Genomic DNA, 22,366 nt, shown 5'->3' on the forward strand with positions numbered 1-22,366 from the left:
GCCTCGACGGGCCTCCCGCGCCGTCACAGCAGCGTGTCGAGCCTGACGGGCAGGTCGCGGATTCGCTTGCCGGTCGCGTTATAAATCGCGTTCGCCACCGCAGCCGCAACGCCGGTGATGCCAATCTCGCCGACGCCATGCGCGCCCATCGGTGTATGCGGGTCGGCGATATCGGTCCAGATCACGTCGATCTCGGGAACGTCCATCTGCACCGGCACATGATATTCGGCGAGGCTCGGATTCATGATCCGGCCGTTGCGCTCGTCGAACTGGGTTTCCTCCATCAGCGCCATGCCCAGCCCCATGATGATACCACCGCGAAACTGGCTGCGCGCCGTCTTGGGGTTCATGATGCGGCCGCAATCGAACGATCCCAGCACGCGGCGCACGCGCGTCTCGGCGGTAACCGAACTGACCGCGACCTCGACGAAGATCGCGCTGTGCGAGTGCATCGACCAATGCTGGATTTCGAGCGGCTGCGACGCCTGTTCGGTCACCACGATAGTGTCGCGTTGGGCGCGTGCGAGGATCGAGGTGTAGCTCTCGCGCCGTGACGGCTCGTCGAGCTTGCACAGCGCGCCGTCCTCGGTGCCGACGTCCGCCACCGACAGGCCGGCGAGCGCTGAGTCGTTGCCCGCCAGCTTGAGCAGTTCGCCCACCAGCGCGTGATGCGCCGCGATCACCGCCGCGCCGATCGCGGCGGTCTGCTGCGATCCACCGGCGAGGATCGCGCCGGGGATGATCGAATCGCCATAGCGCACCTCGACCTGCTCGATCGGCAGGCCGAGCCGCTCGGCGGCGACCATCGCGGTCGTGGTCGATGTGCCCATGCCCATCTCGTGCGCGGCGACCTCGACGATCGCCCTGCCGTCGCGCGTCAGCGTTATCCGCGCGGCGGCGCCGGGCATGCGGTGATAGGGATAGGTGCCGGTCGCACAGCCCAGCCCCACAAACCACTCGCCCTCGCGGCGCGCGCCTGGAACCGGGTTGCGCGCGCTCCAGCCGAACGCTTCGGCACCCGCGCGCCAGGCCTCGTCGATATGCCGCGAGGAAAACGGCAGTCCGCTGACCGGATCTTTGTCGGGTTCGTTGCGCAAGCGCAGCTCGATCGGGTCGATGCCGAGTTCGGTCGCGAGTTCATCGATCGCCGATTCGAGCGCGAACGTACCGACCGCTTCGCCGGGCGCGCGCATGAAGGTGTTGGCGAGCATGTTCATTGCCACGGTGTCGACCGAAAGCTTGAAGCTGTCGGCGGCATAGGCCGATTGCGTCGCCAGGATGAACGGCTCGGGCATGTTGTTGTGCGCGCTCATCGCCGCGATGCCGCTATGGACGATCGCGGTGAAATGGCCGTCGGCGGTCGCGCCGATCGCGACGCGCTGTTCGGTCAGCGTGCGCCCCCCGACGAGGCGGAACACGCCCTCGCGCGACAAAGCGATGCGGACTGGCCGGCCGATCATCTTCGCCGCCGCCGCGCCGAGGATCTGGTGGTCCCACAGCCCCTTGCCGCCAAAGCCGCCACCGACATACGGCGACATGATCCGCACCTGCGCGGGTTCGAGATCGAACACGCCGGCGAGCGTCGCCGCCGTCGCCGTGACCATCTGGCTCATGTCGTGGATGACGAGGTCGTCGCCGTCCCACAGGATCGTCGCGCCGTGCGGCTCGATCGCATTGTGGTTGTGGCGCGGGGTGCGATAAAGGTGATCGACCCGGTGCGGCGCCGCCACCAGCGTTGCTTCGGCATCGCCCTTTTCGTTGAGCAACGCCGTGCCCATGAACAGCCCGGGCACAGCCCCGTGCGCTTTCGCCGCAGCGAGGCTCGTCGTCGAGGGATCGGCTTGATAGGTCGCGACGATCAGCGACCTGGCGTGATCGGCCTGCTCCTGCGTTTCCGCCAGCACGACCGCGATCGGCTGCCCGTTCCAGTGAATCCGGTCGTCCTGCAGGATCGGCAGGTCGCTTGGCCCTGCCGCTGTCGGCGATGATCCGAACACTGCGGGCGGGTTCATCCGGGGGCAGTTGCGCCAGGTCATCACCGCGACGACGCCGGGCGCGGCTTCGGCGGCATCGGTATCGAGCGTCGCAATCCGTCCGCGCGGAATCGTCGCATACGCGAGCGCCGCATACACCATGCCCTCAAGCACCACCTCGGCGGCGAAGCGCGCCTGACCCTGCACCTTGAGCGGACCGTCGCGCCGCGAGACCGGCGATCCGATCAAGCCATGCTTGCGGGCGATCAGCGGGTCGGGCACGCCGCCCGGTATCCAGCTATCGGGCGCGAGCGGCACGAGCTTTGCCATCGCACCCTGCACCACCGCCTGCGCGGCGAGCTTGGCGTTGTCGACGATGTTCATGCGGCGGCTCCGGCGAGTTCGGATAGGACGGCGGCGAGCGTCCGCGTGACGAGTTCGACCTTGAAGCCGTTGTCGCTGAGTGGCTTCGCATCGGCGAGTTCGGTGATCGCGGCGTCGCGGAACGCCGCTTCGGTCGCGGGGCCACCGCGTAATGCGGCCTCCGCTGTGGTCGCCCGCCAAGGCTTGTGCGCGACACCGCCAAGCGCGATCCGCACGTCCCTGATCTGCCCGCCCTCAATCTCCAACGCGGCGGCAACCGAGACCAGAGCGAAGGCGTAGCTCGCCCGGTCGCGCACTTTCCGGTAGGTCGAGTTGGCGGCGAACGGCAGCGGCGGCAGCTCGATCGCGGTGATCAGCTCGCCGGGTTCCAGCACGGTGTCGATCTCGGGATGCTCCCCCGGCAGGCGGTGGAGCGCGGTAAACGGCAGCGTGCGCGCGCCGCCCGCCCCCGTCAGATGCACCGTCGCATCGAGCGCGGCGAGCGCGACGCACATGTCCGACGGATGCGTCGCGACGCAGAGCGGCGACGCACCGAGGATCGCGTGGTTACGGTTGAAGCCGTGAACCGCATCGCAACCGCTGCCGGGCGCGCGCTTGTTGCAGCGCGATCCCGCGTGATCGTAGAAATACAGGCAGCGGGTGCGCTGGAGCAGATTGCCCCCGACCGTCGCCATATTGCGAATCTGCGCCGACGCCCCCGCCAAAATCGCGCGCGCGAGCACCGGGTAGCGCGTCCGCACGCCGAGATGCTCGGCCAGCGCGGTATTGCGCACCGCCGCGCCGATCAGCAGCCCGCCGTCCGCAGTCTCTTCGATCGTGTCCGATAGCGCCGTCACGTCGACGAGCCGCTCGGGCCGCGCGATCGTCTCGCGCATCAGATCGACGAGGTTGGTGCCGCCGCCGAGATAGGACGCGTTTCCCTCGAAGAGTCGCAACGCCTCGTCTGGATCGGTCGCGCGCGTAAAGCTGAACGGAGTCATGCCGCCATCCCCGCCACGACGGTTTCACGGATCGCGTCGATGATCCCGTTATGCGCGCCGCAGCGGCACAGATTGCCGCTCATCCGCTCCTGCATTTCCTCGCGCGTGAGCGTCACCTCGGCGGTCAGATCGGCGCTGACATGGCTCGGCAACCCGCGCTTCGCTTCCGCCGCCATGCCGATCGCCGAGCAGATCTGGCCCGGCGTGCAATAGCCGCACTGGAACCCGTCATGCTCGATGAACGCCTGCTGCAACGGGTGCAGCCCGGCGTCGTCGCTCAACCCCTCGATCGTCGTGACCTGCCGCCCGTCGAACTGCACCGCGAGCGCGAGGCACGAGAGGATGCGCTCGCCATCGACGAGGACGGTGCAGGCACCACACGCCCCCTGATCGCAGCCCTTTTTGGTGCCGGACAGATGCAGGTGTTCGCGTAGAAAATCGAGCAGCGAGACGCGTGGATCGCCGGGCAGCGTGGCCGACGATCCGTTGATGATAACCGTCATGTAGCAAGGCCCTGCGATTGGCGACGTATCAAAACGAACATCACGGAACTTGGTGCCGCCCGGTATGCGATTTCCTGAAGGTGCGCCGCGTCTTGATTCCGCCTGTCCGGGACCGTGGCCCGCGTCCATGTCCCCGGACGCTCGCCCGGAAATGTGCGCGAGCAGTCGCGAGCTACGGCATCACGGCAGCGCCGAGGATGACCGACGCAATCTTCACCGGAGCGCTTACGGCAACATCCGCGTCGGGCGACGTCTCGAAGCGAAAGGCGTCATGCGCCCGCATCGGCACGGTTCGCGAGCCGATCCGAAGGACCAGGTCCCGCGTCGCGACCACGATCGCCCCCGCCGCGACCGCCGGGATCACACCGGCGCCCACCGCCCGGATCATGCCAACGCCAGCGCCCCGCCGCACCATCAGGTTCAGATCGACAACCGGCCCGCCCTCAGGCGTACCGAACGCGTCAACGTCGCCGGGAAAACCATACGCCGCGCTGTCGGGCGTGAGCATGATCGGGTCACGCCCCGCCACCGCCAGCCCGAGCCGCCCCGACAGGATCGCGATCGTGCGATCGACCCCCGCGAAGTGCGAAAACGCCCCCGGCGCCTCGACGCGCGCGGCGCTAAGCCGCCACGCGAAGCCATCCACCCCGGCACCAGCGGGGAAACTAGCGATCTCGCGCGTCACCCCGCCGCCGTTCTTCCACGCCACCGGCAGGCACTCGGCCGCGCGGATCAGCGCGCCGTCGCTCACCCCAGGATGCCCGGCAGATCGAGCTGCTTCTCACGCGCGCACTCCAGCGCGATCTCGTAGGCGGCATCGGCGTGGCGCATCACCCCCGTGGCGGGATCGTTCCACAACACGCGCTCCAGCCGCGCCGCCGCTTCGGGCGTGCCGTCGGCGACGATCACCATGCCCGAATGCTGCGAAAAGCCCATGCCGACGCCGCCGCCATGATGCAGCGACACCCAGGTCGCGCCGCTCGCGGTGTTGAGCAGCGCGTTGAGCAACGGCCAGTCGCTCACCGCGTCGCTGCCGTCACGCATCGCCTCGGTCTCGCGATTGGGCGAGGCGACCGAGCCTGAATCGAGGTGGTCGCGGCCAATCACCACCGGCGCCTTCAATTCGCCGCTCGCAACCATCGCGTTGAACGCCAACCCGAGCCGGTGACGATCCCCCAGCCCGACCCAGCAGATCCGCGCCGGCAAGCCCTGAAACTGGATCTTCTCGCGCGCCATATCGAGCCAATGGTGCAGATGCGTGTCGTCGGGCAGCAGCTCCTTCACCTTGGCGTCGGTCTTGTAGATATCCTCGGGATCGCCCGACAACGCCACCCAGCGGAACGGCCCGACCCCACGGCAGAACAGCGGCCGGATATAGGCCGGCACGAATCCGGGGAAATCGAACGCATTGGTCACGCCCGCGTCGAGCGCGACCTGACGGATGTTGTTGCCGTAATCGGTGGTCGGCACGCCGGCCGCCTGAAAATCGAGCATCGCGCGGACATGCACCGCCATCGATTGCTTGGCGGCGGCCGCCACGGCTTGCGGATCGCGCTCGCGCCGCTCGGCCCATTCGCCAACGCTCCAGCCGATCGGCAGATAGCCGTTGACCGGATCGTGCGCGCTGGTCTGGTCGGTGAGCAGATCGGGGCGGATGCCGCGCCGGTACAGCTCGGGCAGGATCTCGGCGGCATTGCCGATCAGCCCGACCGAGACCGGCGCCTTGTCGGCGCAGCTCCGCTCGATGATCGCCATCGCCTCGTCGATCGTGGCGGCGGCGACATCGAGATAGCCGGTGCGCAGCCGCATATCGATCCGGCTCTGCTGGCATTCGATCGCGAGGCACGACGCGCCCGCCATCACCGCCGCGAGCGGCTGCGCGCCGCCCATCCCGCCAAGGCCGGCGGTCAGCAGCCACCGCCCGGACAGGTCGCCGCCATAATGCTGGCGGCCCATCTCGACAAAGGTCTCGTAAGTGCCCTGAACGATGCCCTGCGTGCCGATGTAAATCCACGATCCGGCGGTCATCTGGCCGTACATCGCCAGCCCCTTGCGATCGAGCTCGTTGAAATGCTCCCACGTCGCCCAATGCGGGACGAGGTTGGAATTGGCGATCAGCACGCGCGGCGCATCGGCATGCGTGCGGAACACGCCGACCGGCTTGCCCGACTGGACCAGCAAGGTCTCATTGTCCTCGAGCCGGCGCAGCGTCGCGACGATCCGGTCATAGCTTTCCCAGTCGCGCGCGGCGCGCCCGATGCCGCCATAGACGACCAGCTCCTCGGGCCGCTCGGCGACGTCGGGGTGGAGGTTGTTCATCAGCATGCGCAACGGCGCTTCGGTCAGCCAGCTCTTGGCGGTCAGTTCGGTGCCGGTCGCGGCATGGATTTTGCGGCTGTTGTCGAGGCGAGTCATGGCAAGTCCTTCGCGGTCAGGCTTGGGCGAAGGCGAGACACGCCTTCACGATGTCGGATAGGGTGGCGGCAAGCGGCGCCGCGCGCGCGGAATCATAAGCGGGCGGCCAAATGCCGGGGGCGGGCACGTCGGGCTCGTCCATATACCCGCGGATCGCGAGTTCCATCTGGATCGCATGCACGCCCGTTTCGGGCCGGCCATAATGGCGCGTCGTCCAGCCGCCCCGGAAACGCCCGTCGAGGACATGGCCGAGGCCGCTCGCAGCACACAGCGCCTCGACCGACTGGCCAAGTGCGGGATCGCAGGTCACCCCGCCGTTGGTGCCGATGTTGAACTGCGGCAGTTCGCCATCGAACAGGCGCGGGATATGGCTGCGGATCGAATGCGCGTCGTACACCACGATAGTATCGTGCGCGGCGCGCAGCCGCGCGATCTCCGCCGACAGCGCGGCATGGTACGGGTCGAACCAGCGCGCCCGGCGCCGCGCGATCTCGGCGGCGTCGGGCACCGCGCCGGCATAGAGCGGCGCGCCGTCGAACGTCGTCGTCGGGCACAATTCGGTCGTCGCCATGCCGGGGTACAGCGATGCACCCGACGGATCGCGATTGACGTCGATCACGCTGCGCGAAATCGTGGTGCGGACCATCGTCGCGCCGAGATCCGCCGCGAACGCATAGAGCTGGTCAATCCACCAATCGGCATCACGCCGGGCAAGCCAGGGCGATACGAAACAATCTTCGACATCGGCCAGATCGAGGCCGGTATGCGGAAACGCGAGGATCAGCGGCGCGTCGCCGCGATGGACCTGCAAGCCGTCGCTCATGCGACACCCGGCAGCAGATCACCCGCGACCGCGACCAGCGCGCCCGAGCGGACGAGGCGATTGGCGGCTTCCATATCGGGATGGAAGTGCCGGTCGTCGGTCAGATGCGGCACCTCCGCGCGCAGGCAAGCGTGCGCGGCCTGAAGCAGCGTGCTGCTTGCCAGCGGCGCGTGGAAATCGATCGCCTGCGCGGCGGCGAGATATTCGATGCCGATCACCGCACTGGCGTTCTCGGCCATGTCGAGCAGGCGACGCGCACCATGTGCGGCCATCGAGACATGGTCCTCCTGATTGGCCGATGTCGGGATTGAATCGACGCTGGCGGGATAGGCGCGCTGCTTGTTTTCCGACACGAGCGCGGCGGCGGTGACTTGCGGGATCATGAAGCCCGAATTGAGGCCGGGCTTGGGGGTGAGAAATGCCGGCAGCCCCGACAGCGCCGGATCGACCAGCATCGCGATGCGCCGCTCGGCGATCGACCCGATTTCGCAAATCGCCAGCGCGATCATATCGGCGGCGAAGGCGACCGGCTCGGCGTGGAAGTTTCCGCCCGACAGCGCTTCGTCGCTCTCAGGGAAAATCAGCGGATTGTCCGATACCCCGTTCGCCTCGATCTCCAGCGTCGTCGCCGCCTGGCGCAGAATGTCGAGCACCGCGCCCATCACCTGCGGCTGGCAGCGCAAACAATACGGATCTTGCACGCGCGCATCGTTTTCGAGGTGGCTCGCCCGGATCGCCGATCCGTCCATCAGCATGCGCAGCGCCGCCGCCGTCTCGATCTGGCCGGCATGGCGCCGCAGCGCGTGGATGCGTGGGTCGAACGGCGTGTCCGATCCCTTGGCCGCCTCGGTCGAAAGCGCGCCGGTCACCAGCGCCGACTGGAACAGCAGTTCCGCCTCGAACAGCCCGGCGAGCGCATTGGCGTTGGAGAATTGCGTGCCGTTGAGCAGCGCCAGCCCTTCCTTCGGACCCAGTTCTACGGTCGCGAGACCGGCCTGCGCCAGCGCCTCGGCGGCAGGCATACGCGCGCCGCCGACCCAGATTTCGCCCACGCCGATCATCGCCGCCGCCATGTGCGACAGCGGTGCGAGATCGCCGCTCGCGCCGACCGATCCCTGGCACGGCACGACCGGGGTCAGCCCCCCGGCGAGCATCGCTTCGAGCAACGCGACCGTTTCCGGCCGCACGCCAGACGCGCCCTGCCCGAGGCTCGCCAGCTTCAACGCCATCATCAGCCGGATGATCGGCACGGGTGACGGCGCGCCGGTGCCGGCGGCATGGCTCAGCACGATGTTGCGCTGAAGCGTCGCGAGGTCGTGGTCGCCGATCCGCACGCTCGCCAGCTTTCCGAAGCCGGTGTTGATGCCATAGACCGGCGCGCCTTTGGCAAGGATGCGTGCCACCGCGGCGGCGCTTTCGGCGATGCGCGGCGCGCACGCCGGGTCGAGCCGGGCGGGCGCGCCGCGATACAAAGCGCGCCACTGCGCCAGCGTCACCGCGCCGGGGATGAGCAGGATCGTGTTCATTGGCCACTCCAGATGCGGGCATGGAGCGGGTTGAACCCCATGCGATAAACCAGTTCGGCGGGGCGCTCGATGTCCCAGATCGCCAGATCGCAGGCCTTGCCGGCCTCCAGCGTGCCGATCGTATCGGCGAGGCCGAGCGCGCGCGCGGCGTTGCGCGTGACGCCGGCGAGGCATTCGTCGACCGTCAGCCCAAACAGGGTCGCGCCCATGTTCATCGTCAGCAGCAGTGATGTCAGCGGCGCGGTACCGGGATTGCAGTCGGTCGCGAGCGCGATCTTTACGCCCGCGCGGCGCAGCGCGGCGACCGGCGGCAGCTTGGTTTCGCGAACGAAGTAATAGGCGCCCGGCAGCAAGGTCGCGACGGTGCCCGCTTGCGCCATCGCCGCCACGCCGGCCTCGTCGAGATGTTCGAGATGGTCTGCCGAAAGCGCGCCGTAGCGCGCGGCGAGCGCGGCACCGTGCAAATTGGACAATTGCTCGGCGTGGAGCTTGACCGGCAGGCCGTGCGCGGCGGCGGCGCGGAACATGCGCTCGGTCTGCGCGAGCGAAAAGCCGATCCCCTCACAAAACGCATCGACGGCATCGGCAAGCCCCGCCGCCGCGACCTGCGGCAGCAGATCGTCACACAGCATCGCGATATAGCCGTCTGCATCCCCGGCATATTCGGGCGGCAGCGCGTGCGCGCCGAGGAAGGTGGTGGCGACCCGTACCGGCCGCTCCTGCCCCAGCCGCCGCGCTGCCCGCAACATTCGCAACTCGCTCGGCGCGTCGAGGCCGTAACCCGACTTGATCTCGACCGTCGTCACCCCTTCGGCGATCAGCGCGTCGAGCCGTGGCAGCGCGCTCGCGACCAGCGCATCCTCGCTGGCGGCACGCGTCGCCCGCATCGTCGAGACGATCCCGCCCCCGGCGCGCGCGATCTCCTCATAGGACGCGCCGGCCAGCCGCAGTTCGAACTCATGCGATCGGTCGCCGCCATGCACGAGATGCGTATGGCAGTCGATCAGCCCGGGGGTGATCCAGCGCCCCTCACAATCGATCGTCCGCGCCGCATCGAACATCGGCGCGTCGGCAGCGTCCCCCGCGAACACGATCGTGCCGCCCCGCGCGGCGACGCATCCCCGCTCGACCAACCCGAGCCCATCGCCCGCGCACGTCACCAGCCGCGCCTGCGTCCATAGCGTGTCACACCGCACCTGACCGTCACCTCATGGTTGCGGGGAGAATGATTGCACCGTTCGCGATTAATGTATAGACAAATCTACCATGCCCAACCGTCCCTCCGCTGCACGACCTTCGCTGTTTTTCGAACAGGCGCTGCTGCCGGACGGCTGGGCGCGAAACGTGCGAATCACCATCGCCGCCGGCCGCATCGCAACGCTCGAAACCAACGCCGCGCCAGCGCCCGAAGACGAGCGGCACGGCTGCGCCCTGCCCGGCCTCCCCAACCTCCACAGCCACGCCTTCCAGCGCGGCATGGCCGGCCTCGCCGAGACGCGCGGGCCGACCGGGGACAGTTTCTGGACGTGGCGCGACGTCATGTATCGGTTCGTCGCGCGCATGACGCCCGACGACGTGCAGGCGATCGCCGCGCTCGCCTACATCGAGATGCTCGAAAGCGGTTTCACCCGCGTCGGCGAGTTCCACTATCTGCATCACGACCGCGACGGCGAGCGCTTCGCCAATCCAGCCGAGATGAGCGGCGCGATCATCGCCGCCGCCGCCGAGAGCGGGATCGGCCTGACCTTGCTGCCGGTGTTCTATGCCTATGCCGGCTTCGGTGCGCAGCCGCCCCGCCCCGATCAGGCGCGCTTCATCCACGATATCGACAGCTATGCGCGATTGCTCTCGAGCGCGACCGACCTCGCGGCGGCGACTTTGCCCGATGCCATCGTCGGCGTCGCCCCGCACAGTCTGCGCGCGGTATCGCCCGAACAGCTCGGCTTGCTGAACGGCATGGCGAAAGACCGCCCGATCCACATCCACATCGCCGAGCAGACCGGCGAGGTCGAGGCGTGCCTCGCCTGGAGCGGGCAGCGGCCGGTCGCGTGGCTGCTCGACCATGCCGAGGTCGATCCGCGATGGTGCCTGGTCCATGCCACCCACATGATCGGCGCCGAAGCGACGGCGATGGCGCGATCGGGTGCGGTCGCCGGATTGTGTCCGATCACCGAAGCCAATCTTGGCGACGGCATCTTCCCGGCCGCCCCGTTCCTCGCTGCGGGTGGCCGCTACGGACTCGGCAGCGATTCGAACGTGATGATCGACGCGACCGAGGAAATGCGACTGCTCGAATATGGCCAGCGCCTGTCGCATCGCGGCCGTAATTTGCTCGCCAACGATGCCGGGCGGTCGACCGGCGGCGATATCTACGCAGCCGCACTGGCCGGCGGCGCGCAGGCGCTGGGCGTGACGACGGGCCTAGCGGTCGGCCTCCCCGCCGATCTTGTCAGCCTCGATCTCGGCCACCCGTCGCTCGCCGGGCGCAGCGGCAACGGACTGATCGACGGGCTTGTTTTTGCCGCCGGTCGGGCCGGCGTGGATTGCGTCTGGCGACATGGCACAAAGCTGGTTAGCGGTGGCAGACATCGCGCGCGTGCGACGATCATCGCGCGCTATCGCCGTGTGCTGGAGACGCTTTGCGGATGAGACAGCCCTTGCACGAGCGAATCCGGTCGGACTTCGAAGCGCGCATTCTATCGGGTGAACTCGCGCCGGGGGACCGGATTCCGATCGAACAGGATTTGATGCAGCATTATGGCTGCGCACGCATGACGGTGAACAAGGCGCTGTCGGCGTTGCTGTCGGCCGGCCTGATCGACCGGCGCAAGCGCGCGGGCACCTTCGTCGCGCGGCCGCGAATGCATTCGATGGTGCTCGATGTCCCCGATCTGCCATCGCAGATCCGCGAACGCGGGCAAGTCTATGCCTATTTTCCCATCGGCCATCGACTGCGACCACCCGCTCCGAGCCGCGACGACGAGATGCGGCTTGCCGGTGGGGGCGATCTGTTCGAACTCGAAGGGCTGCACCTCGCCGACGACATTCCGCTGGCGCTGGAATATCGACTCATCAGCGTTTTGGCCGTGCCCGATATCGGCGACGCGACCGACATCGAGGCGATCTCGCCGGGAAGTTGGCTGTTGAAGCATGTTCCCTGGACCGAGGCGGAAACGCGCATTTCCGCGCTCGAAGCGACGGCCGAGGAAGCGCGTCTGCTCCGCATTCCGCAGCGCTCGGCTTGCCTGTGCGTCGAACGCCGGACCTGGCGCGGCAGCGACCGCATCACCTATGTGCGTCAGGTGTTCGTCGGCAACAGCTACGATCTCGTCGCGCGTTTCGGCGCGACGCGGTAAGCGCTCCGGTCCCGCAGGGAACCGGAGCGCCGCGCGCGTTACTTTGCAATATTCGGATAGAGCGTGTTGAACAGCAGCTTGTAGGTGCCGTGCGACTGGGCACGCCATTGCGGCTTGAAGCCGTAAAGGTAGATCGTCCCCTTGCCGTAAGAGACCGACACCGCCGCTGCCTTGCCCTGGATCATTTCAGGATGGAGCAGCACGCCACTGCGCAGCGGATTGCCGGTCGCAGCATAGGAAGCGATGATGTCGCCCTTGAATCCGGCCTTCGGCGCGAAGGCGGGTCCGCGTTGGAACATCACGATCGGATCGGCTGGCATGCCTGCGGTCGCCGGCAACCCCTGCTTCAGCTCGACCGCCAGCAGGGCACCCGAACAAAAGAACTGCTCGCTCTTCACATCCTTCAGGATGTTGGTGACGGGCAGATCGAACAGATCGATGATCGCGTCCGAGGCATTGTTCAGCGCCACCAGCGTCCCGCCCTCGCGGACGAACGCCATCAGCTTCGCCGCACCCTCCTTGCCGATCCCGCCGGCATAGGGCGCGGGCATCTGGCTGGGGGCGAACCCGTCCATCAGCGTGCCGAGCGGCCCCTTGTACGCGGAGATCACGTCGGGCGCCGGCGCCGTATCGCCGGGGCGACCTTTGCTCGGCGCATTCATGTCCGGGATGACGATCGTGTCGTACTTGCCGGCCAGCCCGGCCTTCACATCCGCATTGTAGACGCTCTTGGGCTGGAAATCATATTGCTCGAGCAGCCAGCGCGTCCAGCCTTCGTCGATGTTCGACCCCCACGGGCGGTACACTGCGACGCGCCCCTTATGGACGGTCGCGCCGCTGACCGTGTCCGGCGACGCCGTTACTGCCACGCTGAAGTCCGACGCGATCCTGGACATCGCCGGCGCGGTTACGCCGGTGATCGCGATCGCATCTTCGGGCACCGCGCCCGGCTTGAGAACGGCGCTCGTCCAGACCGCCTTCCCACCCGCCGCGAGCGCGGTGTTGAGCACACGATAGCTGTTATTGACCTGGCGGCTGATCAGGTACGTCGCCCCTGCTCCACGTACCGCACCGGCCGGCGGCGTGGCCTTGCTGATCTTGCGCATGCCGGCACGTATTTCGGGCGCGATCGGCTCGACGATACGATCGACCTGCACGCCCATCTGCATCGGCAGCGTCCATCCGGTGACGTCATAGGGCAGATCGACCGGCTTGCCATTGCCGTCGAGGATCGCGTCCGGGTAGGTCTGCTTGTCGAACAGTTCGCGCGCCAGCCCGGCGAAGGGCTGGTCGGTCGGCACGATCCAACTGCCCGCGTCGTAGCTGTGGCCGCCGATCAGCGTCGGCTTCTCGATCTGAAGCACGTCTAGGCCGTGGCTCAGCATCAACTGTGCGAGCGACGCCGCTTCGGGCATGTCGGTCTGGCCGGCCGGAATCACATATGCGGCGGGGCCATCCTTGGCCGACGCCGCGACCATGTCACGACCGGCCTGATAGCGGTTGTACAGCAACGTCTCGCTGTATTTTTGCGCGGTATCGAGCACCGCCATCGACGCGGTCACCATATAATCGACCGAGGTCTTGAGGTGCCATTCGCCGCCGCGCCACGGATCGGGATACATGATCTGCGCCTTGAGATCGCGCATGTTCGCCGGAAAGTCCGAGACCTTGGTGGTCATCGGCGTGGCACTGTCATGTGCGGTCTCGGTGAAGAAGGATATCGTGTTGCGGAAGACGTGGATGTAATCGAGAAAGCCGGCATACCAATTGTCGAAACGCGCCTGCGCGATCGCGCCGGGCTTCTGCTCCGCCTGCATCCGCGTCATGATGTTGGTGCCGAGCGCGTTGGTCCAAATCCGCATGTACGGGCTGATGTTCGACGATACCGGATCGGCGAACGGCGGCACCCAGATCCGCGCCGGGAACGGCGCGGTCTGGTGCTGCGAATACCAGATCACCGGCGAATAGGTCTGCTCGGTCGCGACGACGACCTGGCTTTCCTTCATGTTGAGCATATAGCCGTCACGATTGTTATCGTGGCCGACATATTCCTGATACAGCCACGGCGTCCGGCTGGTTTCCCATTTGGTGCCGCGCTGTTTGCGATACCAATCGACAACCATGTCCTGTCCGTCAGGGTTGAGGGTCGGCCACAGCACCAGGATGACCTTGTCGAAGATCGCACCGATCTCGGCATCATTCTTCGCGGACAGCAATTTGTAGGCGAGCGCGAGCGGCAGTTGGTGGTCGGAGACTTCGCTCGAATGCATGCCGCCATCGATGTGAACGATGATCTTGCCGTCCTTGGCGAGCGCGCGCGCCTGCTCGTCGGTGAGCCCACGCGGATCACCGAGCCGTTTCGAGACGGCCTTGTATTTCTCGAAATCGGCGAGATTGGCGGCCGAGGAAATGACCGCATAGGTCATCGTGCGTCCCTGCGTCGTCTTGCCCGCGTCGAACAGCTTGATCCGGTTCGATGCCGCCGCCAGCGCGCGGAAATAGCGGATCGAATCCTCGTAATTGGCGAGGTAATAATCGTCGCCGGGATCATGCCCCAGCACCGCTTTCGGGCTTGGCACAGTCTGCGACATCGCCGGCGCACAAACGCCGAGGGCCGAGGTCAGGAACAACACGCGTACCGCGCGCGACAGCGATCTGGTCATGTGGGCGTACCTTTGTCTGTAAGGGCGTTCAGAAGCTCTTGCGCACGTTGATGCCGATCGTCCTCGGTGCTGCGGAGGTGGCGGAATAGGAGTTCGCGGTGGAGGATTGCGACGCGCGGTTGATCGCAACCGCATCGAACAGGTTGTTGACGAACAGATAGACGCCGGCGTCGCTCTGCTTGAGATCGACGCCGATGCGAACATTGGTCAACGAATAAGCCGCCATCTTTACACGGTAGACGTTGGTCGGGCGGAATTCCGAGAAAGACGACCCGACATAATTGACGTCCGCGCGCGCGAAGAAATCAAGACCGGTGCTAAGCGGCGCGGTATATTCCGCGCCGGCAGACCCGGCCCAGTTCGGGATGTACGGGATGCGGTCCCCCACCCGGCCAGCGGCGACGACCGAGGCGTTGACCTGGTCCTGCGTCAGTCGCGGATCGATATAATTGCCCGAGACGGTGAGTTGCAGCCCGCGCGTCGGCCGGACGAACGCTTCGGCTTCGACACCCCGGATGCGGGCAGCGCCGGCGTTGGACAGGAAGCTGAACGCGCCGTTGGTGGTGCGGCCGCTGACCTGGATGTTGGTCCAGTCGATCTGATAGGCGGCTAGGTTCAGCGTCAGCTTGCGGTCAAGCAGGCCGAGCTTGGCCCCGATCTCATAGTTCCACAGGCTGTCCGACGTATACGGGGTGAGGTCCGCCGACAGGCCGATCACCTGGTTGGCGCCGCCCGGACGGAAGCCCTGCGACGCGGTGGCGTAGACCATCATGTCGGTGGTCGCCTGCCACGATGCGTTGAACTTGAGCAACGTGCCGCTTTCGGAAGAATCCACCGAGGATAGCGGACGCGCTGGCGCGCCGATCAGCGTCCACGCGATGTCCGTGAAACCCTGCACCGTCTTGTTGTAGCTGAAGTAGCGGATGCCCGCAGTCAGTCCGATCGCCGGCGTGGGGTGGAAGGTACCCTCGCCGAACGCGGCATATTGTTCGAGCTTGTCGAAAATCTCGCGACGATAGAAGATTTGGTTGGGCGTGATGATGTCCCCGGTCACCTTGTCGGCGCGCACGTCCTCCGATGTCACGTCGTTCTTGCGGTTCTGATAGAAACCGCCAACCGTCCAGTCGAACAGATGCGTACCGTTCGAACTGATCCGCAATTCTTGCGTGAAATCCTTGGTCGAACCGGGATAATAGATCGCAGCCGGGCTCAGGCTGTCGATGTAGCCGTAGTAACTGGTAAGCTGGCTGGCGGAACAGGGGGCACCACCGCTCGCGTTGACATACGCCGCGCATTTGGCGGCGGTGCGGTAGCTGCCGATATAATAGCTGTCGTCCGCCGCATATGCGGAGCGGCGATGCTGGTAGGATGTGATCGACGTCACCGAGGCGGAACCGAGGTCCAGTTTGCCGGTGAGGTTGTAGATCTGGGAGCGATCGGTGTAGGGCAGCATCACCTGCGTCGCCGCCTTGTAATCGCCGACTGCGGGGTTCCAGCTCGCCGAATACGCATCGGTATTCTCGATCATCGCCGAGCCATCGATCGTCAGGTTGGACGATGGCGTCAGGCGCACCATCAGTCGGCCGCCGGTCGCTGTATAGTCGTTGACGTTCTTGCGGTTGAGGAAGCTGTTATCGATATAACCGTCGGCGTCGCGGCGATACAGCACTGCACGCACTGCCAGCAGATCGCTGACGAGAGGAACGTTGACCATGCCCTGGACGAAATAGCCCAGGCCGCCGCCCTTTGTTCCGGCGACCTGCGATTCGATCTTGCCCTCATAGTCCTGGGTTGGCTTGTTGAGGATGACCCGGATCGCGCCGCCCATCGAACTCGCACCATATAGCGTACCCTGCGGGCCGCGTAGCACTTCGATGCGATTGACGTCGAACAAGGTGAAATCGGCGGTACGCCCGGCCGCATCGCTCGACACGCCCACCGAACCGGTCACCGGGGTATCGTCATAATAGACGCCCACCGTGGCTTCACCGGACGTCTGCACGCCGCGCAGACTGACACGCCGCTGGCCGGGACCGTTATCCTGGATGCGCAGGCTCGGCACGAACTTGGCGTAATCGGCGATGTTGGTGACACCGGCGTTGGTCAGCGTCTGGCCCGTCAGCGCGGTGATCGCCATCGGCGTCTTCTGCAATGAGGTGTCGCGACGGGTCGCGGTGACGACGATATCGCCGTCGGACTCACCGGAATCCGCGACTGAGGCCCGCGTCGGTGTGTCGGTGGCTTGCGCGTGGGCCGCAGCGGCAAAGCCGATCGAAAGCGCCAATGTCGCCGTGCAACCAAGCACGCGGGATTTTGCCGAGATCATGCGCATAGGGGTCCCCTTGTTTTTGTTGTTTCCGCTCTCCTGCAAATTCGCCTCTAGGGGCGCTTCTCGACTCCGATGATGATGCAAATATAATGTCTAGACAAGAAATATTATTGCTTACAAAGTGGGCAATCCAAAGAATCCTTGCTTATAATTTAAGCAAACCGTGCATTTCGGGCTCAACTGCGTGAGGTAATCGCCCCCGATCACAGCGGCCGGTGATCCTGCCGCCTGTGAAGGGTCGCAAGAGTGATGCCCTGCGGCGGAGGACAGACACGTTCAAGCCGCTCGCAAGGATGGCGACGGATCGCAAAGATCAGGGATGCGCGGCGCGATCGCCGCCACCCGCCGAAAGCCCAAGCCCAGGCAGGGTAACTGCCTGCCCGCTACTTGGGCCGAGAAGCGAGCCAGCGCGGTGGTGGGCGCGGTCGAGGATCGGCCCATCTGTTCGCGCGGTCCGGCGCGTTGCGCCAGACTGAAGGGTGAATTGGACTGGGTCGCTCAGTCCCAGTGTCCCAGCCAAAAGACGCCGCGCCGATGGCGCCGTGTATCCCCTCCGAAAGGGCTTCGCTCTCTTCGAGGCGCTGCGGATTAATGGGCTGGTCGGCCCACGCGACCGATGTCCGAGGATGCGGTCAGCGCGGCGCCGAGAGCGTTGAGGTTTAAGATCACGATTCCGGGCATGGCGGCGTTCGGGGCGCCCTCGCTTGAGCGATGCTGCCAAATCCCCACGGCCTTTCGATAGACACGTCCCGCAACGCTTACCGAGTGGCGCTGGCGGCGGGCAATGCTCTTAATCAGCGTGAAAGCGCGCGATGGACGGCTGAAAACCGCCCATCGCTCGCCGTCTTTAGAAGCCCTTTTTCACGGTCACGAAGAACTGGCGCGGGGCGGAAGCCAGCAGCGTCTGGTTGTCGCCGCTGTTGGTGAAACCGTTCGAACCGATCGTGGCGATATACTTCTTATCGGTCAGGTTGGTGACGTTGCCGACAATCGCAAAGCCATGCAGCGGGCCGTCACCGTCGAAGCGGTAGCCGATGCTGGCGTCCATCGTGACACGGCCGGGCACCGACTGGTCGTTGAGGTAGGTGAAGTAGCGCTTGCTCATATAGTCCGCGCCGACGCGGGCGGTGATGCCGGATTGATCGTAGACGATCTCGCCCTTGAGCATATGCTCGGGGCTGTCGACGGCGGTCTTGCCGGCGGTGTGGATAAGGCCGTCGGGCGTCCCGGCTGTGACTGCGGTTTTGACGTTATCCTGATATTGCGAGTGGTTGTACGAATAGCTCGCGAAGATCGAGAGCGGCTGGACGATGCGGTAGTTGACCGAGAATTCACCGCCATAGGTGTGGACGCCGCCGACGTTGTTGAGCGTCGGCGAGTTGCCGAGGATGCCGACGCCGTTGGCGACCGACAGCAGCCGGTTGCTGAAATCAACGTAATAGCCGACCGCCGACGCCTGGAAGCCGCCGGTACGGAAACGCAGGCCGCCTTCGACGGTCTTCGATTTTTCGGGCTTGAGCGTGTTCTTCACCGCGTCGAACAGCACCTGGCTGGTCGCGAACGGACCGCCGGCGGCCGACGACGTGAAGGCGCGCATGTTCTCGGTATAATCGGCGAACAGTTCGACGTTGGCGGTCGCGCGGAACAGCACGCTCGCCTGCGGCTGGAACCAGTCCTTCGCGTCGATCCGGCCCTGCGCCAGCGTGCCGACGCGCAGCTTGGCCTTGTTGATGACCTGCACGCCCTTCCAGCCTGCGGAGATCACCAGCGCGTCGTCGGCCAGCTTGAGCGTGTCCTCGACATGATATTGCAGCGTGTCGGTATCGTAGTTCCCGTCCCATGCGGTCGCATAGGGATTGCTCTGATAGTCGAGCGCGGCGCGGTTGGGCGAGCCGAGCGTCATGCCGTAGAGACGACGTGCGATGTTGAGCGTGCTGCTCTCGTACCAGCCGCCGAAGCCGAAGGTGTTGGCGCCGGCCTCATAGCTCAGCGCGCTGATGATGCCGCCGCGCTTCAGGCCGTATTCGGTGGTGCGGAACGACAACGGCGCAGGGTTGGTGATCGGCGTGCCATCGGCATTGGGCGCACCGAACGGGGTCGGGTTATACGGCGTGATCCAGGACCCCTGGCCCGTGTTCTCGTGGTAATAGCCGGTGGTCTTCACGGTGACGCCGGGCGCCAGCTTGGCGTTGAACGTCACGCCGCCGAGATAGTCGCGGCGCAGACCGCCAGCGTCGTAATAGCTGTCGTCGAGCGTGCCGCCGCCCGGGATCGGCTGGCCGGCCTGCGCGGCGGTGGCGATCGCGATGGCGAGCGGGTAATTGTCGCTAATGTTGTCCAGCGTGAGGCCGCGACGTTTGATCATGTCCAGGCTGAGATCCTGGTAATCGTTTTCCTTGCGATCCGAATAGGCGAAATAGGCCGAGATGTCGCCGAGCGTGCCGAGATCGGCGGTGACCTTGGCGTTGACCTGCTGCTGCTTCTGCTGGCCGTAGCCCTTCCACTTGTCGGTCTTGTAATAAGCGTAGCTGACATAGCCCTTGACGGTGTCGCCGATCAGCCCGGAATCGAGCCGCGCGACGCCGCGCCAGGTGTTGTTGGAGCCATAGGTGCCCGATCCGGTCACGTTCATCGTGTCCTTGGGGTCATCGCTGTGGAACTGGATGGTGCCGCCGAGATTGCTGGTCGAGGCGGTGCCGAGCGCGCCGGCGCCCTGCGCGACGTCGGTGCTGCCGACGTTCTCGGAGATGATCGCACGGCTGATGTGGAGGCCGTTGGTGGTGCCATAGCTCATGTCGCCGAGCGGGATGCCGTCGAGCGTGAAGCCGAGCTGGTTCTGATTGAATCCGCGCAGCGAAATGCGGACCGCCCATTCGTAATTGCCGAACGCGTCGGCCGACTGGAAGTTGACGCCGGGCAGCTTCTCGATCGCCTTGAGCGGGCTGGCGCCGGGGACGATACGCGCGATGTCGAGCGCATCGACGGTCTGCACCTGACGGCTCTTGCCGAAGCCGAGCACGACGATGTCGGGGCTTTCGGTGCCGGCGTCGCCGCTCGCAGGCGCTTCCGGTGCGGCGGGTGCGCTCTCGGGCGCGGGCGGGGTTTCGGCGAACGCGGTGTGAGGCGCGAGCAGCGCGCCCAGCATCGAACCGGCGAGCAGAACAGTCTTGGAAAGACGCATGTCAGTATCCCTTTTCGGCTCCGGTGGCGGAGCCTGTGTCACGTTTTTGAATTTCGAAAGGTCACGCCCGGGCGACTGCCGCCGGAGCGTCATCAAGGTGCGAACCGACGCCCCGTCGGGCGTTGTTTCGGCATCGAATCGATTTTGCGATTTCCCAGCCGCCTCCACGCGCCCCTATGATGATGGTGCGTGACGCCTGCGTGACAGCCGCAGCGATTCCGTCGCGGATCGCGCGACGCGCTATTCTTGCGTCGCGGTGTCCAACTGCGCGATCCGGTTCAGCGCCGTGCGGAGCGCATCGACGCCTTCGCCGGAGAACAAAGCCTCGAACCGTCGCTCGTGCGCGAGCATGATCGCGTCGGCGGCGTCGCGCTGCGCCACGCCTTCCGGCGACAGCGACAATGCGAAGGACCGGCCATCGACCGGATACCGATCGATCAGGCGCTTGGTCACCAGACCGGCCATCAACGGCACCATGTTGGCGCGTTTGATGCCGAGCAGCCGGCTGATCTCGCTTTGCGTGCAGCCGGTGTTCGCGCCGACCAGAATCAGGATCGTCGCCTCGACCGGGCGGAGACCGATCTCCGCCAGCGCCACGCCGAGCGCCCCCATCATCACGCCGGACGCGCGGCGCAGAACATAGCCGAGCCGGTCCGAGATCGAGTCCTGCAATGTCGGTTCGGTCGCTGCCTCCATAAATATCGCGCTACCGACCTTGCGCCGGAAAAACAACATTGGTATGTTTCATAACAATAAAACAGGAGAGCGCTTGTGTCAGGTAGCGAAGTAGCCCTTTCGATTGGCGGTACGCCACGCGCCGCCGCCGCCGCCGGACAGTATGTGCGGACCAACCCCGTTACCGGAGAGATCGCCACCCGCGCCGCCGCCGCAAGCGTCGCCGATGCCGTCGCTGCCGTCGACGCGGCGGCGGCGGCCTTCCCGGCATGGTCGGCGCTTGGCCCGACGGCACGCCGCACGGCGCTGCTCAAAGCCGCCGACGCGCTCGACGCCAAGGCGCAGGATTTCGTCACGGCGATGATGGAGGAGATCGGCGCTACTGAAGGCTGGGCACGCTTCAACCTGATGCTGGCAAGCGGCCTGGTGCGCGAGGCGGCGGCGCTGACCACGCAGATCGGCGGCGAGGTGATCCCGTCCGACAAGCCGGGCTGCATCGCAATGGCGCTGCGCGAGCCGGCGGGCGTGGTGCTCGGCATGGCGCCGTGGAACGCGCCGATCATCCTCGGCACGCGCGCGATCGCGGTGCCGTTGGCGTGCGGCAATACGGTTGTGCTGAAAGCATCCGAACACTGCCCGCGCACGCACGCGCTGATTATCGAGGCGTTCGTCGAGGCCGGATTTGGCGACGGCGTCGTCAATCTCATCACCAACGCGCCCGCCGATGCCGGCGAGGTGGTCGGCGCGATGATCGACCATCCCGCTGTGCGGCGCGTGAACTTCACCGGCTCGACTGCAGTCGGCAGGATCATCGCGCGGCGCTGTGCCGACAATCTCAAGCCCGCGCTGCTCGAACTCGGCGGCAAGGCGCCGCTGATCGTGCTCGACGACGCCGATCTCGACGAGGCGGTGAAGGCGGCGGCGTTCGGCGCGTTCATGAACCAGGGCCAGATCTGCATGTCGACCGAGCGGATCATCGTCGTCGATGCGATTGCCGACACTTTCGTCGAGAAGTTCACCGCCAAGGTCGCCACCATGCCGGTCGGCGATCCGCGCGACGGCAAGACACCGCTCGGCGCGGTGGTCGATCTCAAGACGGTCGGGCATGTTCAGGGGCTGATCGACGATGCGGTCGCCGCCGGCGCGGTGCAGACCAATGGCGGCGCGGCGGACGGCGTGCTGATGCCCGCACACGTCATCGACAAGGTGACGTCCGAGATGAAGCTGTTCCGCGAGGAGAGTTTCGGTCCCGTCGTCGGTATCATCCGCGCGCGCGACGAGGCCCATGCGATCGGCCTCGCCAACGACACCGAATATGGCCTGTCCGCGTCGGTGTTCACGCGCGACACCGCGCGCGGGCTTCGCGTCGCCCGCCAGATCAAGTCGGGCATCTGCCACGTCAACGGGCCGACCGTGCATGACGAGGCGCAGATGCCGTTCGGCGGCACCAAGGCGTCGGGCTACGGCAAGTTCGGCGGCAAGGCCGGCATCGACAGCTTCACCGAGTTGCGCTGGATCACGATCGAGACGCAGCCCGGCCACTTCCCGATCTGATGCG

The 22,366-nt window shown here is 66.1% G+C and carries 15 protein-coding genes; 3 read left to right on the forward strand and 12 right to left on the reverse strand.

Features of this window, described 5'->3' with window-relative positions; translation table 11 throughout:
- Window positions 1-23: 23 nt before the first annotated feature.
- The 8 genes from EWE75_RS08040 to hutI form a co-directional block, all read right to left on the reverse strand.
- The gene (locus EWE75_RS08040) at window positions 24-2,357 is read right to left on the reverse strand and encodes a xanthine dehydrogenase family protein molybdopterin-binding subunit (RefSeq protein ID WP_130156240.1); all 2,334 of its coding nucleotides are present in this window, start codon (window positions 2,355-2,357) and stop codon (window positions 24-26) included.
- Window positions 2,354-3,337 carry an FAD binding domain-containing protein gene (locus EWE75_RS08045; RefSeq protein WP_130156242.1) on the reverse strand — a complete coding sequence of 328 codons (984 nt, stop codon included), beginning with the start codon at window positions 3,335-3,337 and terminating at the stop codon, window positions 2,354-2,356. Before EWE75_RS08045 ends, EWE75_RS08040 begins: the two co-directional genes overlap by 4 nt.
- The gene (locus EWE75_RS08050) at window positions 3,334-3,840 is read right to left on the reverse strand and encodes a 2Fe-2S iron-sulfur cluster-binding protein (RefSeq protein WP_130156244.1); all 507 of its coding nucleotides are present in this window, start codon (window positions 3,838-3,840) and stop codon (window positions 3,334-3,336) included. The genes EWE75_RS08045 and EWE75_RS08050 overlap by 4 nt, the downstream gene beginning before the upstream one ends.
- 172 nt (window positions 3,841-4,012) lie before the next feature.
- On the reverse strand, window positions 4,013-4,591 hold the full coding sequence (locus EWE75_RS08055) for a HutD/Ves family protein (protein WP_130156246.1): 579 nt from the start codon (window positions 4,589-4,591) through the stop codon (window positions 4,013-4,015).
- The gene (gene hutU / locus EWE75_RS08060) at window positions 4,588-6,255 is read right to left on the reverse strand and encodes a urocanate hydratase (protein ID WP_130156248.1); all 1,668 of its coding nucleotides are present in this window, start codon (window positions 6,253-6,255) and stop codon (window positions 4,588-4,590) included. The genes EWE75_RS08055 and hutU overlap by 4 nt, the downstream gene beginning before the upstream one ends.
- A gap of 16 nt (window positions 6,256-6,271) precedes the next feature.
- Window positions 6,272-7,078, reverse strand: a complete 807-nt coding sequence (hutG, locus tag EWE75_RS08065) for an N-formylglutamate deformylase (protein ID WP_130156251.1) — start codon at window positions 7,076-7,078, stop codon at window positions 6,272-6,274.
- Window positions 7,075-8,604: a histidine ammonia-lyase gene (gene hutH / locus EWE75_RS08070; RefSeq protein ID WP_130156253.1), complete on the reverse strand. Its 1,530-nt coding sequence runs from the start codon at window positions 8,602-8,604 to the stop codon at window positions 7,075-7,077. The genes hutG and hutH overlap by 4 nt, the downstream gene beginning before the upstream one ends.
- Entirely contained in the window at window positions 8,601-9,800 is a 1,200-nt protein-coding gene (hutI, locus tag EWE75_RS08075; protein WP_130156255.1) for an imidazolonepropionase, read from the reverse strand. Before hutI ends, hutH begins: the two co-directional genes overlap by 4 nt.
- Before the next feature lie 70 nt (window positions 9,801-9,870).
- Here hutI and EWE75_RS08080 point away from each other — a divergent pair, with 70 nt between their 5' ends.
- Together EWE75_RS08080 and hutC are read left to right on the forward strand one after the other, a co-directional pair.
- On the forward strand, window positions 9,871-11,253 hold the full coding sequence (locus EWE75_RS08080) for a formimidoylglutamate deiminase (RefSeq protein WP_130156257.1): 1,383 nt from the start codon (window positions 9,871-9,873) through the stop codon (window positions 11,251-11,253).
- The gene (hutC, locus tag EWE75_RS08085) at window positions 11,250-11,960 is read left to right on the forward strand and encodes a histidine utilization transcriptional repressor HutC (protein WP_130156259.1); all 711 of its coding nucleotides are present in this window, start codon (window positions 11,250-11,252) and stop codon (window positions 11,958-11,960) included. Before EWE75_RS08080 ends, hutC begins: the two co-directional genes overlap by 4 nt.
- Window positions 11,961-11,998: 38 nt before the next feature.
- Here hutC and EWE75_RS08090 read toward each other — a convergent pair whose 3' ends face one another.
- The 4 genes from EWE75_RS08090 to EWE75_RS08105 form a co-directional block, all read right to left on the reverse strand.
- The gene (locus EWE75_RS08090) at window positions 11,999-14,623 is read right to left on the reverse strand and encodes a M14 family metallopeptidase (protein ID WP_130156261.1); all 2,625 of its coding nucleotides are present in this window, start codon (window positions 14,621-14,623) and stop codon (window positions 11,999-12,001) included.
- 28 nt (window positions 14,624-14,651) lie between these two features.
- A complete protein-coding gene (locus tag EWE75_RS08095; RefSeq protein ID WP_130156263.1) occupies window positions 14,652-16,955 on the reverse strand; it encodes a TonB-dependent receptor in 2,304 nt (767 codons plus the stop codon).
- 844 nt (window positions 16,956-17,799) lie between these two features.
- Window positions 17,800-20,133: a TonB-dependent receptor gene (locus EWE75_RS08100; protein ID WP_206364719.1), complete on the reverse strand. Its 2,334-nt coding sequence runs from the start codon at window positions 20,131-20,133 to the stop codon at window positions 17,800-17,802.
- A gap of 240 nt (window positions 20,134-20,373) precedes the next feature.
- On the reverse strand, window positions 20,374-20,868 hold the full coding sequence (locus EWE75_RS08105; protein WP_130156265.1) for a MarR family winged helix-turn-helix transcriptional regulator: 495 nt from the start codon (window positions 20,866-20,868) through the stop codon (window positions 20,374-20,376).
- Between the two features lie 63 nt (window positions 20,869-20,931).
- Here EWE75_RS08105 and EWE75_RS08110 point away from each other — a divergent pair, with 63 nt between their 5' ends.
- The gene (locus EWE75_RS08110; RefSeq protein ID WP_130156323.1) at window positions 20,932-22,362 is read left to right on the forward strand and encodes an aldehyde dehydrogenase; all 1,431 of its coding nucleotides are present in this window, start codon (window positions 20,932-20,934) and stop codon (window positions 22,360-22,362) included.
- Window positions 22,363-22,366 lie beyond the last annotated feature (4 nt).

Source organism: Sphingomonas populi (assembly GCF_004208535.1).
Taxonomy (GTDB): domain Bacteria; phylum Pseudomonadota; class Alphaproteobacteria; order Sphingomonadales; family Sphingomonadaceae; genus Sphingomonas; species Sphingomonas populi.

Coding starts and splice junctions, on each gene's coding strand:
- EWE75_RS08040 (WP_130156240.1), bottom strand. CDS start 2,357: ATGAACATCGTCGACAACGCCAAGCTCGCCGCGCAGGCGGTGGTGCAG.
- EWE75_RS08045 (WP_130156242.1), bottom strand. CDS start 3,337: ATGACTCCGTTCAGCTTTACGCGCGCGACCGATCCAGACGAGGCGTTG.
- EWE75_RS08050 (WP_130156244.1), bottom strand. CDS start 3,840: ATGACGGTTATCATCAACGGATCGTCGGCCACGCTGCCCGGCGATCCA.
- hutU (WP_130156248.1), bottom strand. CDS start 6,255: ATGACTCGCCTCGACAACAGCCGCAAAATCCATGCCGCGACCGGCACC.
- hutG (WP_130156251.1), bottom strand. CDS start 7,078: ATGAGCGACGGCTTGCAGGTCCATCGCGGCGACGCGCCGCTGATCCTC.
- hutH (WP_130156253.1), bottom strand. CDS start 8,604: ATGAACACGATCCTGCTCATCCCCGGCGCGGTGACGCTGGCGCAGTGG.
- EWE75_RS08080 (WP_130156257.1), top strand. CDS start 9,871: ATGCCCAACCGTCCCTCCGCTGCACGACCTTCGCTGTTTTTCGAACAG.
- hutC (WP_130156259.1), top strand. CDS start 11,250: ATGAGACAGCCCTTGCACGAGCGAATCCGGTCGGACTTCGAAGCGCGC.
- EWE75_RS08090 (WP_130156261.1), bottom strand. CDS start 14,623: ATGACCAGATCGCTGTCGCGCGCGGTACGCGTGTTGTTCCTGACCTCG.
- EWE75_RS08095 (WP_130156263.1), bottom strand. CDS start 16,955: ATGCGCATGATCTCGGCAAAATCCCGCGTGCTTGGTTGCACGGCGACA.
- EWE75_RS08100 (WP_206364719.1), bottom strand. CDS start 20,133: ATGCGTCTTTCCAAGACTGTTCTGCTCGCCGGTTCGATGCTGGGCGCG.
- EWE75_RS08105 (WP_130156265.1), bottom strand. CDS start 20,868: ATGTTGTTTTTCCGGCGCAAGGTCGGTAGCGCGATATTTATGGAGGCA.